The organism is Serratia sarumanii, assembly GCF_029962605.1.
GTDB classification, from domain to species: domain Bacteria; phylum Pseudomonadota; class Gammaproteobacteria; order Enterobacterales; family Enterobacteriaceae; genus Serratia; species Serratia sarumanii.
The window spans coordinates 3,758,644-3,773,737 of record NZ_CP124750.1 but is presented as its reverse complement, the minus strand read 5'-3'; the positions used below and the strand labels follow the sequence as shown (position 1 = coordinate 3,773,737).

At 54.8% G+C, this 15,094-nt stretch carries 15 protein-coding genes and 1 pseudogene; 9 read left to right on the top strand and 7 right to left on the bottom strand.

Annotated features, from left to right (window positions below; translation table 11 throughout):
* Positions 1-60 precede the first annotated feature (60 nt).
* From guaA to SSARUM_RS24680, 5 genes are all read left to right on the top strand, one after another.
* Positions 61-1,638: a glutamine-hydrolyzing GMP synthase gene (gene guaA / locus SSARUM_RS17930; RefSeq protein ID WP_039568517.1), complete on the top strand. Its 1,578-nt coding sequence runs from the start codon at positions 61-63 to the stop codon at positions 1,636-1,638.
* 309 nt (positions 1,639-1,947) lie between these two features.
* The gene (locus SSARUM_RS17925; RefSeq protein ID WP_086621265.1) at positions 1,948-3,156 is read left to right on the top strand and encodes a tyrosine-type recombinase/integrase; all 1,209 of its coding nucleotides are present in this window, start codon (positions 1,948-1,950) and stop codon (positions 3,154-3,156) included.
* A gap of 285 nt (positions 3,157-3,441) precedes the next feature.
* Complete coding sequence (locus SSARUM_RS17920; protein WP_227406373.1) at positions 3,442-3,672, top strand: helix-turn-helix transcriptional regulator; 231 nt, start codon at positions 3,442-3,444, stop codon at positions 3,670-3,672.
* Between the two features lie 82 nt (positions 3,673-3,754).
* A complete protein-coding gene (locus SSARUM_RS17915; RefSeq protein WP_325985195.1) occupies positions 3,755-4,813 on the top strand; it encodes a replication initiator protein A in 1,059 nt (352 codons plus the stop codon).
* A gap of 456 nt (positions 4,814-5,269) precedes the next feature.
* Positions 5,270-5,359, top strand: a complete 90-nt coding sequence (locus SSARUM_RS24680) for a hypothetical protein (RefSeq protein ID WP_458575474.1) — start codon at positions 5,270-5,272, stop codon at positions 5,357-5,359.
* A gap of 501 nt (positions 5,360-5,860) precedes the next feature.
* Here the strand turns inward: SSARUM_RS24680 and SSARUM_RS17905 are convergent.
* From SSARUM_RS17905 to SSARUM_RS17880, 6 genes are all read right to left on the bottom strand, one after another.
* The gene (locus tag SSARUM_RS17905) at positions 5,861-6,181 is read right to left on the bottom strand and encodes a hypothetical protein (RefSeq protein ID WP_113368496.1); all 321 of its coding nucleotides are present in this window, start codon (positions 6,179-6,181) and stop codon (positions 5,861-5,863) included.
* A gap of 2 nt (positions 6,182-6,183) precedes the next feature.
* Complete coding sequence (gene trbL / locus SSARUM_RS17900) at positions 6,184-7,803, bottom strand: P-type conjugative transfer protein TrbL (RefSeq protein ID WP_282493662.1); 1,620 nt, start codon at positions 7,801-7,803, stop codon at positions 6,184-6,186.
* 2 nt (positions 7,804-7,805) lie between these two features.
* A complete protein-coding gene (locus SSARUM_RS17895; protein ID WP_032437099.1) occupies positions 7,806-7,991 on the bottom strand; it encodes a hypothetical protein in 186 nt (61 codons plus the stop codon).
* Positions 7,992-7,993: 2 nt separating this feature from the next.
* On the bottom strand, positions 7,994-8,788 hold the full coding sequence (trbJ, locus tag SSARUM_RS17890; RefSeq protein ID WP_282493660.1) for a P-type conjugative transfer protein TrbJ: 795 nt from the start codon (positions 8,786-8,788) through the stop codon (positions 7,994-7,996).
* 268 nt (positions 8,789-9,056) lie between these two features.
* Positions 9,057-9,281, bottom strand: a complete 225-nt coding sequence (locus tag SSARUM_RS17885) for a hypothetical protein (protein WP_282493658.1) — start codon at positions 9,279-9,281, stop codon at positions 9,057-9,059.
* 2 nt (positions 9,282-9,283) lie between these two features.
* Positions 9,284-9,493, bottom strand: coding sequence for a TraC family protein (locus SSARUM_RS17880; RefSeq protein ID WP_000101767.1), 210 nt, complete (start codon positions 9,491-9,493; stop codon positions 9,284-9,286).
* A gap of 474 nt (positions 9,494-9,967) precedes the next feature.
* Here SSARUM_RS17880 and SSARUM_RS17875 point away from each other — a divergent pair, with 474 nt between their 5' ends.
* Entirely contained in the window at positions 9,968-10,348 is a 381-nt protein-coding gene (locus SSARUM_RS17875; protein WP_278387581.1) for a plasmid mobilization protein, read from the top strand.
* Positions 10,345-12,252, top strand: a complete 1,908-nt coding sequence (gene traI, locus SSARUM_RS17870) for a TraI/MobA(P) family conjugative relaxase (protein WP_282493653.1) — start codon at positions 10,345-10,347, stop codon at positions 12,250-12,252. The genes SSARUM_RS17875 and traI overlap by 4 nt, the downstream gene beginning before the upstream one ends.
* A gap of 94 nt (positions 12,253-12,346) precedes the next feature.
* On the opposite strand, the gene SSARUM_RS17865 is transcribed toward traI, so the two are convergent.
* Entirely contained in the window at positions 12,347-14,170 is a 1,824-nt protein-coding gene (locus SSARUM_RS17865) for a P-loop NTPase fold protein (RefSeq protein WP_282493652.1), read from the bottom strand.
* A 263-nt stretch (positions 14,171-14,433) separates the two neighbouring features.
* Between SSARUM_RS17865 and SSARUM_RS17860 the strand changes: the two genes are divergently transcribed.
* Both SSARUM_RS17860 and SSARUM_RS17855 read left to right on the top strand, forming a co-directional pair.
* A complete protein-coding gene (locus tag SSARUM_RS17860; RefSeq protein ID WP_282493651.1) occupies positions 14,434-14,631 on the top strand; it encodes an addiction module antidote protein in 198 nt (65 codons plus the stop codon).
* Between the two features lie 324 nt (positions 14,632-14,955).
* Positions 14,956-15,087: pseudogene (locus tag SSARUM_RS17855) on the top strand (type II toxin-antitoxin system Phd/YefM family antitoxin); the annotation flags it as partial.
* Between the last annotated feature and the right edge of the window lie 7 nt (positions 15,088-15,094).

The following is a 15,094-nucleotide window of genomic DNA, read 5'->3' as shown; positions in this document are numbered from 1 at the left end:
AGCCCCATCCCGAAACACACATTTTCGCTCTTTTTCTCTTGTTGCTGGAATTCGCCTCACATGACACAAAATATCCATAAGCATCGCATCCTGATACTGGACTTCGGTTCGCAATACACCCAACTGGTCGCCCGCCGCGTGCGCGAAATCGGCGTTTACTGCGAACTGTGGGCCTGGGACGTTAGCGAAGAGCAGATCCGCGAATTCAACCCAAGCGGCATCATCCTCTCCGGCGGCCCGGAAAGCACCACCGAAGCCGGCAGCCCGCGCGCCCCTGACTATGTGTTCAACGCCGGTGTGCCGGTGCTGGGCGTGTGCTACGGCATGCAGACCATGGCGATGCAGCTGGGTGGCCATGTGCAGGGTTCCACCGAACGCGAGTTCGGCTACGCGCAGGTGGAAATCGTCAAAGAGAGCGCGCTGCTGCGCGACATCGAAGACGCCATCAGCCCGGCCGGCAAACCGCTGCTGGACGTGTGGATGAGCCACGGCGACAAAGTGACCGCGATCCCGTCCGACTTCGTGACCGTCGCCAGCACCGACACCTGCCCGTTCGCCATTATGGCCAACGAAGAAAAACGCTTCTACGGCGTGCAGTTCCACCCGGAAGTGACCCACACTCGCCAGGGCCAGCGCATGCTGGAGCGCTTCGTACTGGACATCTGCCAGTGTGAAGCCCTGTGGACCCCGGCCACCATCATCGAAGATGCGGTCGAGCGCATCCGCGAGCAGGTGGGTGAAGACCACGTGATCCTCGGCCTGTCCGGCGGCGTTGACTCCTCCGTCACCGCGATGCTGTTGCACCGCGCCATCGGCAAACGCCTGACCTGCGTGTTCGTCGACAACGGCCTGCTGCGCCTGAACGAAGCCAAGCAGGTAATGGAAATGTTCGGCGACCACTTCGGCCTGAACATCGTGCACGTCGAAGCGGAAAACCGCTTCCTGACCGCGCTGGCGGGCGTGGACGAGCCGGAAGCCAAGCGCAAGATCATCGGCCGCGTGTTCGTTGAAGTGTTCGACGAAGAAGCCTGCAAGCAAGAGCAGGTGAAATGGCTGGCACAGGGCACCATCTACCCGGACGTGATCGAATCCGCCGCTTCCGCCACCGGCAAAGCGCACGTGATCAAATCGCACCACAACGTGGGCGGCCTGCCGAAAGAGATGAAGCTGGGCCTGGTCGAGCCGCTGAAAGAGCTGTTCAAAGACGAAGTGCGCAAGATCGGCCTGGAGCTGGGCCTGCCGTACGACATGCTGTTCCGTCACCCGTTCCCGGGCCCGGGTCTGGGCGTGCGCGTGCTGGGCGAAGTGAAGAAAGAGTACTGCGATCTGCTGCGCCGCGCTGACGCTATCTTCATCGAAGAGCTGCACAAAGCCGACCTGTACAACAAAGTCAGCCAGGCGTTCACCGTGTTCCTGCCGGTGCGTTCGGTCGGCGTGATGGGCGACGGCCGCAAATACGACTGGGTGGTCTCCCTGCGTGCGGTAGAAACCATCGACTTCATGACCGCGCACTGGGCGCACCTGCCGTATGACTTCCTCGGCCGCGTCTCCAACCGCATCATCAACGAAGTGGACGGCATCTCCCGCGTGGTGTACGACATCAGCGGCAAGCCGCCGGCGACGATCGAGTGGGAGTGATCTGGCGTCCGGCATAGACCGGCACCAAAGAGCATTAAAATACCTCTAAGCCCGCGTAACTGCGGGCTTTTTTCGTTCTTGGCGTAGCACTGTCTGGCAAATTTACGCATCGCCAAGCACCCCGTTTCTATGGCATGGTAGATGGTACGATTTGAACCTGATGCCATGTTCGGCACTCGATACCATGCCGCCTCTGATGGGGTGTTCATGGTATCGAATTTAGGTAACGCATTGTCCTTAAACAAGTTTTTTGAGGATTTGTGGGGCTTTTTTGAGCATGGTATTTTTGAGAGGAAACCCAACCCGACCATGCTGACTGATACCAAGCTGCGCAACCTCAAGCCAAAGGACAAGCTCTATAAAGTGAATGACCGTGACGGGCTCTACGTGGCCATCACGCCTGCGGGTTCGATTTCATTCCGCTACAACTACTCGATCCACGGCAGGCAGGAGACCATCACCTTCGGCCGTTACGGTGTCGGCGGGATCACGCTAGCGGAAGCCCGCGAACGGCTGGGCGAAGCCAAGAAGATGATCGCCGCAGGGAAGTCACCGGCCAAGGAGAAGGCACGGGACAAGGCACGCGTCAAGGATGCTGAGACATTCGGCGCGTGGGCCGAGAAGTGGTTGCGCGGTTATCAAATGAGCGAAACCACCCGCAACATGCGCCGTGGAACATACGAGCGCGATCTAAAGCCGAAGTTTGGCAACCGGAAACTCATAGAAATTACCCACGAGGATTTGCGGGCGCTGACTGATGCCATTGTGGAACAAGGTAGGCCATCAACGGCGGTAGTTTGCCGTGAGATTATGATGCTGGTCTTTCGTTGGGCCATCGAGCGCGGTCAGAAGGTTGAGAACCCGGCCGATCTGGTGCGCCCGTCAACTATCGCCAAGTTCGAGCCGCGAGACCGAGCACTGACGCCCGAGGAAATCGGGTTGATGTACCAGTATATGGAGCGTATCGGCACCACACCTTCCATTCGAGCGGCCGCCAAACTGCTGTTGCTCACGATGGTACGCAAAAGCGAACTGACCAATGCAACGTGGAGCGAAATCAATTTCATCGATGCGCTCTGGACAATCCCCAAGGAACGGATGAAGCGCCGAAATCCCCATTTGGTGTTTCTGTCTAGGCAGGTGCTGGAGATATTCACCGCCCTGAAAACGTTCGCGGGCGGTTCGGAGTACGTTCTGCCATCGCGCTATGACTCTGACTTACCCATGAGCAGCGCTACGCTCAATCAGGTGCTCACGCTGACCTATCGTCTGGCGCAGAAGGAAGGGCAGTCACTTGGCAAGTTTGGACCGCACGACTTGCGGCGCACAGCTAGCACGCTGCTGCATGAGGCGGGCTATAACACCGACTGGATTGAGAAGTGCCTCGCGCACGAACAGAAGGGCGTGCGAGCCGTCTACAACAAGGCCGAATACCGCGATCAGCGCCGAGCGATGCTACAGGATTGGGCGGACATGATCGACGAGTGGACAATCAGGAAGCCCCGCCTCAAGGACTGATTCGGAGCCTAGAGACCTGCATTCTGTAGCGAAATGCCCACTTCGGTGGGCATTTTTTTGTCCGTAAAACGTATGAATTTCCGGACGCAATAAATTGGCTTTCAGCGCCTATTTATAACCTAATAAAAACAGCGGTTTGCGTTATCAAGATTGTCCGTCAAACCGTGTATTTACGGACACTAAGTGATTGATTTAATTGAAAAATTATGGGATTAAATGCTGGAAATCACCGGCATTGTGTAGCAATAATTGAACCTCAGACGATGACAAAATGAGGTATTCGGTGTGGAAAGAGAATTAAGGAGCGCGCGTAAAGTTCTCATTAGCAAAAAGCAGCTGCTAGAGATGATTCCACTGTGCGAGCGCACGATCTACAACTTCGAAAAGCAGGGGAAATTCCCTCAGCGCATCGCACTTAGTAGCCGCAAGGTCGTGTGGGATTTAGCCGAGGTCGAGGCATGGATTGATGCATGCAAACATTCCGGCTCGGCCCCTCGTCCCGGAATGGGCGCCTGAATTGTGGCGACCGACTTGCAGGCGACATTTACGAATAGACCGCTTGTACTGGGCTTAATAGGGCACCGGTTGGGCCGCACGCATGAGTAGCCGAAACAGCGGTCTCAAGCCCATAGGCGCGGTAATAGGCGACTCTGGCGGGCTACTGGAACGCCTTGAAAATATCAGGAAGCGGAACAGTGACCGAACTGCGGCTGCTGAACGCGGTAGACCGTCTAACGTCTCGACCGTGCATGAACAGATGGAAAGGGCGAAAGAGCGGGACAAAGCGTTGTCACTTGTCCGCAGGCCTCCACAAGGCGACGCCCAGCCAGATTTTTTTGTGCCCAGCCTTTATGACGTGGGCGGCCGCGACAATCGCAGCGTCATGGATGTGGCCGTGTTCCGTTTGTCCAAGAAGGACAAGCGAGCCGGAGAACTGATCCGCTACGACCTGCCGGATGGATACGTGGAAGTGTCCGCAGGAGCGCACGGAATGGCCTCCGTTTGGGACTACGACATTGTGCTGATGATGGTGTCTCACTTGACCGAAGCTATGAACCGCTATCGAGAAGGAAAGGGTGGCAAGCCGGGGAGAGTGTTTCGGCTGCATGTTAGCGACATCCTCAGATTTGCCCGACGTGGTAACGGTAGTAGTCAGGTTCAAGGAGTGGAAGCCGCGCTAGATCGGTTGCGGGGTACTACCATCAAGACAGTGCGCGAAAGCGGCAAGTTCCGGACAACCGAAGCCGAGGGGCTGATCGCGCGCTATCGTGTTCTGTCACGCACGGACACCAAGAAGATAAGTTCTGTCGAGATTGAAGCCCCCGAGTGGATTTATCGAGAAGTCACCGAGGGCAAGCGGCCGGAGGTACTTACAGTACATCGGGACTACTTTTTGATCGAGCCGGGCATAGGACGCTTTATCTACCGACTGGCTCGCCGTGCCGCAGGCAGGGATAGCGCTAAATGGGCTTTCAAGACCCTTTACGAACGCAGCGGAAGCGGTGGCTCGTTCAAAAAATTCTGTTTCTTCCTTCGCGGGATCATCAAAGCCGATGACCTGCCTGAATATGCCTTGTGCGAAGAAGCGGGGAAGGATGGCCCTCTACTGGTCATGAGGCACCGCAATTCCTCGTCGGAACCGCTGGGCGGTTCCTAATAGACGGTGAGTGAGATCGCAAAAGAGCCCCGTTGCGGGCTTTTTTCATTTTGATTGACGGACAGTTGGCGGACAAAGTGGGAACAACCCGCCACGCTGTGGATAAAGCGTCTATTAGGAACCTGAAACCGTCTATTAGGAACCGTTTCGCCGTCTATTAGGAACCGGTATCCGTCTATTAGGAACCGGCGTCGCGCGTAATTCATTGAATTAAAAGATTAAATTTCCTTCTTTTTACGCTAAATCTTTTAAAACTATATATAAAACTGTTTAAAACCCTTTTGCCTGTGCATAAGTCGATGGCCCCCACCCGTTAGTTCGGAACTCCTATTCTTGCGAAATCGCGCCACGATCCAAAAGCGTGGCCCCCTGCGGGGTTCCCACCGCTTCGCGGCAGCTCCCCTCCCGCATGAAAGGCGTTCGCTCCGCCCCAAGGCGCTGGCCGAGCTTGCTGCCGTGGGTTGGAGGCTGGACGAGTACGCTAAGGGCAAATGGGAAATCGGGCGACCCAAGGCATCCGACCGTAACGCTGCTCCCCCTGTTTAACGGCACCTCACCCCCTGTTTAACAGTACCCGGCCAGTTTCTGAAAACCCAGCAACGGCGGGCCTTTGCGGGCCGTTCGCAAATTCCATCCAAGATTCTCTAAGAATCTCCAGCATACGCATTTAGCGCCGCGCCTTGATGGCGCAGCTCATCGCTTGCTGCTCTTGGTCCGCCTTCGGCCGTTAGACACCAAAGGAAGGGCGGTTCGCTCCGTCGAACACACACCACCTCGAGCACCTGGTGCATCGTGCCGTCTGCGGCATCTGAATAGACACCAAAAGGAAAGGCCTGGGGGCGAATGACCCATCGCGCCCCACCAGAAGGCCGTAGGAGCCGCCAAAAACGCTTTTTAAGGGTGCAGTGATGGGGTTGGTGCGCCTATCCCAGAAAATTGCTCAGAGTGCAGCACAGGGCCTTACACGGTGTGTAATAGACGGAGGGAGCGCGGCAGGCAAACAAAACCCCGCACTTAGGCGGGGTTGTCTGTGAGGCTGGCCAGCGATCAGCGATTGTCGCGCTTTTCTTGCCTCTGGGCTTCCTGCGCGGCTTGGATGGCCATCAAAACTTGCTGGTTCAAGGCGGCGTTATTCTTGCTGCCCAGCAAAGGTAGGCGATTCAGAGCCTGCGCCCCGGAAAACATGCGGTAGGAAGCCGACAAGGCGAGCGGGCTTACTCGAAGCTGCAAGGCCGTGTATTGGCGATCCAGCCTATCGAGCTGTGGTCCGTAGCCCTTGCTACGCAGCCACCGGCCGAGCGCCCACATGCCGATGGCGAAAGTCGAGGCAAGTACTACAAATCCACCGAACATCAGAATGTCCATCATGGTTATTTCTCCGGTTGGTCGTTATTCGAGGTCATGCCCGGCACGTTGAGCGAGGCGAGGTGGCCGGGAGTAGAGCTGTTGTCCGAGGCCGGACGGATGACGTTAGATTCCGCTTGTGTAGGTTCCGCGGCAGATTCCGCTCCATTGGCTGGAGCGGCCGAACTCGTATCGTCGGGAACAGGTGACGCAGATCCCGCGCCAAGAGACAAGCCGTGCGCGTTCTCCATGCCCGGTACTGCCATCGAGGCCATCACGCCGAGCATCTTTGCGCCACCGTTGGCCGCTTGGGAAAGTGCGTTGCCGGAGCTGACAACTCCCCCTTTTGGTGTCGCTTGCTGGTCTTTGTCGTCATTGACCTGCGCGGACTTCCCGGCCTGCTTGGCGGCCTGCTGTACGCCGCTGTTAGGCTGCTGCGGCGCTGCGCCCGGCGTTTTTGGTGCGCCGCTGCCGCCCACTCTGGCACCTGCCGACGACGCGCCCTTGGCCGCCGCTTGACCGCCAGTGCTCGCGCCGATGCCAGAGGCCGCCCCGCCACCTGATGCGGCTGCGGCGGGAGCACTACCACCGGCAAAGCTGGAATTGATCGCGGCCGCCAGACCGCCGCCGCCAAGCCCACCGGCACCCGCCGCACCTGCCCCCGCTGCACTACCACTCCCGGCCGCGCCAAGAGCACCGGTAGCAGCCGGAGCAGCGGCACCGGCCGTGGCGATGGTTGCGATCGCCGCCGCCGCACCGGCTGCACCGGCAGCAGCCATGCCACCAATGGCTGATCCACCGCCCATCGACGTGCCGCTAATCATCCCGCCGATCAATTCGGGAATAGTCTTAGTCAGGTATGCGCATACCAGAGCCAAGCCCGCCAATGTCATCAGAGACGCTTCGTCGTTGGTATACGCTGCTAACCAAGACTTCGCCGACGTGACGATAATTCCTACGATCAACGTTAGGACGAACAGCTTGGCACCTACTGCGATAACGAAGCGGAGCGGAGCAATTGCAAAGTCGCGTGTCCATTGCGAACCACCAAAGCCGAAGAACAGCACGGAGGCGTTGATGATGACGTATGACTCTACAAGCGTCACAAACATGAATGCCGCGATGAAGGCGAAGCACAGTAAAACCAAACAGCCAACAAGCGCGATGAGGACCGCTTTACCCGGAGAGAAAACTGAGATTCCCTCTACGATGGTGCGCGAGAAATCGACGGCGACCGCGAACATATCGCCCGGCTGAAGCGCACGGCCTAAACCGCTAGCCGTGCCCGCTGCTTCTCGAAAACTGTCTACTACGGCTGTCGCCCAAGGAACGGAATGCTCAATGATCGCGTAGAAAAAGCCGATAGCCATGAAGAAGCGGATCAACTCGCCGACGATTTCGCCGAAGTCAGCTTGTTTCATGACTAAAGGCATGAACGTCCACACCAATTGGATTAGTGCAAGGGAAGCCAGCAATGTGAGTGCGTAGCCCTGTAGTCGTGGTGACCATTCACTTGCGGCGTCATAGAGCATCCGCAAAAGCCCATTCATTTCATTGCCTTGAGTTATATCTCCTGCTGCCGCAGCAGTGCCGGCCGAAAGCAAGAGCACCGCACCGATGAGTGCGAGTAGTGCTGAACGTTGCATAGTTAGAAATCCTCAGATGGACCCCAGTTGTTTTTCCGGGCTTCGAAGTTTTTATCGGCATCTGTCGGCATAGGCCGTTCAGCAGTCGCGCAATTGGTGCTGACGGAAACAAAGACACCGGACACAACAGCACCACCAAGAGCAGAAGCGATGCACAGCACAGCGATAAAAGTCTTAGATATCAACATGATTAGAAGTCCTCCGAAGGTCCCCAGTTATTCTTCCGAGCTTCGAATTGTTGTTCGGCGGCTTCGCTAGCGGCCCTCCGGTCACCTTGCTGGGCCATGTAGTTGCCCTGCATGTTGATTTGCGTGGCCACCAGATCGCGCAGCTTTTGCAGTTGCTGTACGTTCTGTGAGGCAATTTCATTGCCCGCCTGAATCGCCTGCATCCGGCCAGCGGCCGACTGCGAACGGGAAACCATGCGGGCAAGCTGCGCGTCCTCAGACTCGAAAGTGCCGGTATTGAGGTTCGCCGCTTCCATCGCCGTTTTCACGTTGTCGCGCCCCTGCTCTGACCACTTCTGATAACGATCCCGCGCCGGTACTGCTGCCGAGTTCGCAGCTTGATTCAGGTAGGACTCGAAGCCCGGAAACTGCGTGTTGAACTGCGAATCCATGTTCTGGATTTGGCGGCCCAAGGCCTGCGACTTCGTGTAGATATTCACCACGCTTTGCAGGTCGGCCGCGATGCTGCCGAACATGGAGTTGGGCAGGCTCAGACCCTGCGTAACCATGTTCTGATACTGCTGAATCTGCGTTGCCAGTTGCTGGGCGGTGTTCAGCTGCGTGTTGACCGCTTCGGCGTACTCGAACATCTGCTGATAGAACGTCGAGCAGTTCGAGCAGTAGATGGCGTAAGCCGGGACAGGTGCAATGTAGAGACTTACACCAAGGCCTGCGCTTGCCATTGCCAGAGCTACCGCCGCGCCTCGACCGAATTTTCGGACAGTACCAGCCGCCATTTTTTTCGATTCTATTACCATACCGAATACCTCATTTTGTCATCATCCGAGGTTTGATTATTGACCGATATGGGGCGGTTTTAAATATGCGGATAATCTTGTATCTGCATAGAATTCAATGGCTTGTGTCCGTAAACTGTCCGTCAATCTTGATGAAGGCAGTTCCCAATATTCTGATTTGAAACGGGATTTTCTTGGGGTGGCGAAGAGACGCGACTGTCCGGTTTGATACGTTTTGCGGACAAAAAAAGCCCACCGAAGTGAGCTTTTGATAAGACGGCGTGGCGCGTTAGTGGGCCGCGTAGTAGGGGTTCTGTGCGCGATAGAGGTCACGCTCCGTTTCGGGGATGTGCAGCGTTTCAAGGTGCCACTCTTCGAGTGAAGAAGCCAGCTCGGCCGCAATGCGCTGGGCTTCCATAACGCTCTTGCTAGGCCGCCCACTGGCTCGACCAAGGCAGGCTTGCAGTTCGTTGAGTTGATTGGCCAATGTGCTGATGCGGTGAGCTGTCTTCATGATCAATTCCCCTTGCTGATCCTTTCCACGATTTTGTCGAACTCTTCCCGGACTTGATCGTCCGTCAGCTCAAGATTAACCAATCCTGACTTTATTGCAATTCTTCCGATTCTTTCTGCCGCCTCATTGTCGAGTTTTGCCAATCTGGCTTTCGCCATTTCAAGCTCCGAAAGGGCATCAGAACGGCGCTCTGCGAGGGTTTTTCGTGCCATGATTACTCCATTGTTTCTTGATGATCGAGTTTCGAAAAAAAAGCGCGTAAACGGAGGCTATGTTCTCACCCGAGTCGAGCAATTTACAAGGCTTAGATTTGGGTGGCCTAGCAGATGGCCTCTCAAAACCCTTCCTTTTGGTGTCAGTCCGTCCTTGATGTTCATGAACTCAGTCGGAAACGCGTTTCTATGCGAATGTACGCGATTCTATGCGATTAGAAGAATTGATTAATGCGATGCTGCGCGAATGTATGCGAATTAGCGCGAATGTACGCGATTGCGCCATATTTTACTGGCGATTCTGCTCCAGTCGCATAGAATCGCATGAAGCAGTACGGCAAGATGTGTGTTGTACCGGTACGGGCAAGCCCGCACCAGTCCAACACCACCCCTTACTCACCTGCGGTTCGACGGCATCTTGCTCTGCGAGGCTGTCAGTCGCTCCGCGACATTTACACCAAAGAGGGAAGGCTTATGGCCGGTGAAAATGCGATTGAGGCTATCAAGCCGCATTCGCGTGGGACACGTCCACGGCGGGAGCGAATTGAGGTTTGGGTCAGCGTTGATGAGAAAAAAGAGTTAACCGAAAGGGCCGATCAGGCGGGATTGTCGAATGCCGCTTTCCTTCGCGCTGTTGGGCTGAATCTGCCTATAGGTTCACGGGCCGATTTGGAAGCTGTCCGCCAGTTGGCAAAAGTGAATGGCGACCTAGGCCGGGTGGCCGGATTGCTGAAATTGTGGCTCGCTGAGAAACGCGGTCAGGGTACTCGACCGATTGACGTGGAAACGATGATGATGGATTTCCGCGCAATCCAAGAGGACATGCGGGCGCTCATGGGGAGGATTTCCAAATGATCGCGCATCGCATCAACCGTGAACGCAAGGCCTCAAGCCCAGCCCGGTTAATCAAGTATATGGTGGCGGCCAAGGGCGGCATTGACCCGACGAGCTGGGAGCGCACGGCCGACTACATTCTGGATTCCGCCAATGGTACGACCGAGGGCGAGAAGGTCGCCAGCTATCGGGTCACGAATTGCGGCACGGATGATCCGGCAGATGCTGCAATCTTAATCCAAGCCACGCAAGCGGCTAACACCAGGTCGAAGGCGGAAAAGACCTACCACTTTGTCTATTCCTTCCCGCCCGGCGAGCAGCCAGACCTTGAGACGCTGCACGCCATCGAAGACGAACTATGCGCTGCCATCGGCCTTGATGAGCACCAGCGTGTATCAGCGGTTCACATCGACACCGATAACCTGCATGTGCATGTAGCCATCAACAAGGTTCACCCGACCGGTTTACAGAACATCGAACCCTATTACGATCAGTTCCGCCTGATGGAGGCCTGTGAGCGTCTTGAGGTAGAGCATGGCTTGCAAAGAACGTTTCATGGTCTGGAGGCAAAGCAGCGGCATCAAAACCGCGACATTGAGCTGTTGCCAGCGAAAGCCCCAGAGCAGCGCGATAGCCTATTCCGTAAACACCTTAGAAACGCTTGCGACCTCAGCATATCGGAGCCTCCCGAAGCCAAAACCCTGAACGGCTTGCGCAAGCTGTCCGATACCCGTCTACAGAAGCAGTCAGCAGATAAAGCAGAGCCAGTCCGCATCGGCGCGAAGGTGGCCAGCGTGGAGGCGCACTCCGGCATCGAGACTCTGACCGGGTACGCGGCTCGCGAGCTGGCCCCGGCGATGCGGCAGGCGACGAGCTGGCAGGAGCTGCACGACGCAGCGGCCGAGCACGGCCTAGAGGTTCGCCAGCGCGGCGCTGGCCTTGTCATCGGCGAGCCGGATTTAGGCATTTGGGCGAAGGCCAGCAACGTCGGTCGCGACCTTTCCATGAAGGCCCTGACCGACCGTCTTGGCCCGTTCCAGCCTTCCGAACGGCAGGCCGAGGCGAAGGCGAACCGCAAGCGGTACGAGCCACGACCCCGGCGGCCGGACAACCCGACGACAGCGGGCCTGTTCAACCACTACCAGCGCGAGCGACAGGCGGCCATTCTGGCCCGCCGTCAGGGCCTCGACCAGATCAAGCGCGAGAGTGCGGCTTTCAATGCGCAAGTGAGGCAGTGGAGCCAGACAGAGCGAATGCTTTTGAAGGTCGCGGGCAAGGGGTCGATCAAACGCCTGATGTACGGCACTATCAAACAGCAGGCCGACGCCTCGCGCCAGAAGAACCGGCAGAGCGCAGACGCTCGCCGTCAGGCACTGTTCAAACAGACGACGATGCCCACTTGGGCCGACTGGCTAACGCAGCAGGCGGAGCGCGGCAACTCCGAGGCGCTGGCCGTGCTGCGCGACCGCGAGGAACGGACACGCCGCTGGAACGGGGAGCTACTGACTGCCGACCGGGCCGACAAGGCCAAAGCTGTCGTTCTCGACAAGCTCAAGCCCAAGGCCCGGAAAGACGGGACGGTGGCGTACAGCACCATCGACGGCGGCATGGTGATCGACCGGAAGACGCACGTTCAGGCGCAGAAAGCCACGACCGGCGCGGCACTGGTTGCGCTCGAACTGGCGTCCAAGCGGTTCGAGGGCCAAGCCCTCATCGTGGAAGGCACAGACGAGTTCCGGCTTGAAGTCGCCCAACTCGCCGGTATGCACGGCCTCAAGGTCACGTTCACCGATCCGGCGATGGAGCAGGTGCGCCGCGAGACGGCCGAGCATAAGGAAATGGAGAATTCAGGTAAGGCTGACTCAAGGAAAACTTCTCGCCGTCGCGGCAGCAAAGATGGTCAGAGTGCAGGGGTGGAAATTTGATCTAGCGCTCTCGGTTTTTAGGTCCAAGAACTATGGTGGAGGTGGGATCACCTGCCACCATACGATGCTTTTGGATTGCGCAATCCATATTTCCCTATCTTTGATCTGGTGCCTCTATTTCTTGTAACTCACTAAATATTTTTGGCTTTATTCGCTTCAATCGAAATGCGTCGAGACCAGTCTCCTTATCTATTCGCGCATTCATTTCCCGCTCTAGGTCAATTAACCAAGGTCTTTCGGTACTCAAGTTCCGATCGAGTTGACCATGTTCATATCGATTGTCGAGTGCCATAGTTGTTTGTCGCCATCCACTGCGCGGACCGCTAAGCCAAGCGTCCAAGAAAGAATTCACAGGTATATGATTGAGGATAGGAACATGCGCGAGAGTGTTGCTTCCAGAGTTTGTTGGTGAAATTGTCTTAAAAATAGACGCTTGATCTTCTTTGAGTTGACGCAAAATTTCTGCGGCATGACTTGGATAAGTGGCCTCTAGCGCTTGATGCCGCGCTTGGTCTACGTGCTCACAAATGGCCCTGAAATGTGGTCTCGCAACCTCTGAAACCCAATAACCATAACCACCATAAGCCTCAAATAGCCTCTCAAATGAGTATTCCAAAGGTTTTGGAGGCAATCTTTTGGTTGCTAAAAGGTCGTCAATATACGTGGTGCAGAGTGATGTTTCTTCTTCCATAGAGTGGGCAATAACGCCCTGTTCAACCATCATTAGCCGAAGTGCCGCGATGTGAAGAAACTCTCCGATTTCAGTTACGGCACGCTCATCGAACTGCTTTTGCATCCGAGATATGCCTTCTTTAATAATTTCATCATCGAGCTCATCGAATTTCATTACTATGAGCCACGGAGGGGTATCTGAGGCTTGGATAAAATAAGGTGTTTGATCGAGCCATGCTGCAAGCATTTCAGAATCAAATCTACCCTCTATGAGGGTTGACTCTAAAATTTCATCGCTGAGAATTGAGCCTGTAATATCAGATGATGAATATTTTGAAATTACTTTACTTAATGGCCGAATATCGTCTTGATTGTTGCGATCCATCCTCTCCGCGATATGTAGTTTCATCCGGTTAAGGAGTAGATCTCGTGTTAAATTTCCCGCACGCACCTCTATATCCAAGGCGCAGAAAAATTTTATAATGTGCTCTATAGCGTCTTTATTTTCTAGATGCCTGTCTTTCATTATTAAACGAAGTCTAGCAACATCGTTGATAACGTGTTTCAGTATTCTCAAAGAAGACTGCTCGGATTGCGACCAAACTTCCTCGATAATTGATTTTCTTTTGGTGACAAAATCTTGTGCAACTTTATCTTGAATATCAGTTAGAAACGCTTCAAAAGCCGCATGAATTTGTGGTTCGACCATAACAGTATGGCCAAATGTTTTTTCCTTAAGCTCGGCTAGTTGATCAGCTATGCGCTCATCGTGACAAATAACTATAACGCGGAAGCCGCGATGTTCTACATAGTGATTAATTGCACCCAGTAATTCACTCTTTTGATTTGTCCATAAAGAGCTGCGTTCTAAATCATCAAAAATAATCGTCCGATCTGGTTTTAACCGTTGTCTTAGAAAAACATTCCATACACTGTTCGCGAAGCCAGCAAGAGCGTACTTATCGCCCATTGCCTTTCCTACCTCTCCGATTGTTGATACATATTCGCTGGCATTGAGGCTCGGCAAGCATGATGCAAGCACCGCATCGTGAATGCCATCTACAGTATCAATGCCGTACAGGCTAACAAAGTAACTCTCAGAATCTGGTATTAATTGCTTTACTTGATAAGTTTTTCCAACACCCCATGGTCCCGTTATTAGAACGGCGTAACCCGGAGACTTGAGATTGCTATAGTATGCTAGATAATTTGCTAGGGGCGTGTTTGGGCCTGAATATGTTTTCACAGCACTCTCTTCGTCGGAGGATTTTCTTCTCATAACTCGATTAAGTATGTTCCGCATGATTTGTCTGCATCATTGTGTTGGATGGTATGTTATCGCATGCTCTGCTGCTAATGACAAAGGCCAAGGCTTTCCGTTTTCAATCGCTAAGTCTAAGTAAGCAGATTTGACCTCGAAAGTTATGGTGTAGGAGATGTGGTGAACTGGTAACATTGACTGGCCCATAGGAGCATTTGACCGAAGCGTAAGCGGGATGAGGAGAGTACGTGAGAGATAGATCGCATGACACGGCGATGGCCGAACACTTCCGCGGCGATCCGACCTATGCAGCGGAGCTGCTTGCTGAAGTCCGCCGCGACGGCAACCCGGCCGAACTGGCCATTCTGTTGCGTCAGATGGCCACGGCGTCGGCAGGTGATGAGAGGTCGGATGACGCCGATACAGAGCGCGCTCTACCTCTCTGATTTGAACATGGTATTTTGCATGGTTGGGCAAATCGTCATGGTGGCAAGATACTGATTTACATGGGCATTTTCAGGTAATTTATAATTGAGTGGGAGTGATTTGACACTTCCCTCAGCCTGTTCGTAACTAGGTCTTAGTGACTAAAACCCTCTGTTTTTACAGAGGGTTTTTCTTTGTATGGCCATGTCTTTTCTGCCTGTTGTCAGCCATGAGGTAAGTTATGGGTAAAGCCGAACATTGTTTGTGGTCGAAATATGGCCTATGTTCAGACCTTGGTATGATTGATAGCGCCTGGGGGCACGATGAAAGTAGAGAGCATCCACTACGTTATAGAATCCTATGAGCAGCAGGAGCGAGATAACGCCATTACTCTGCTGAAATTGCTGACGCTGTCAGAGAAGGATAAAGCGGAAGGGCGCGTGTTCTCGAAGGAACTGCTGTTGGATGTGCTTTAAACATTAC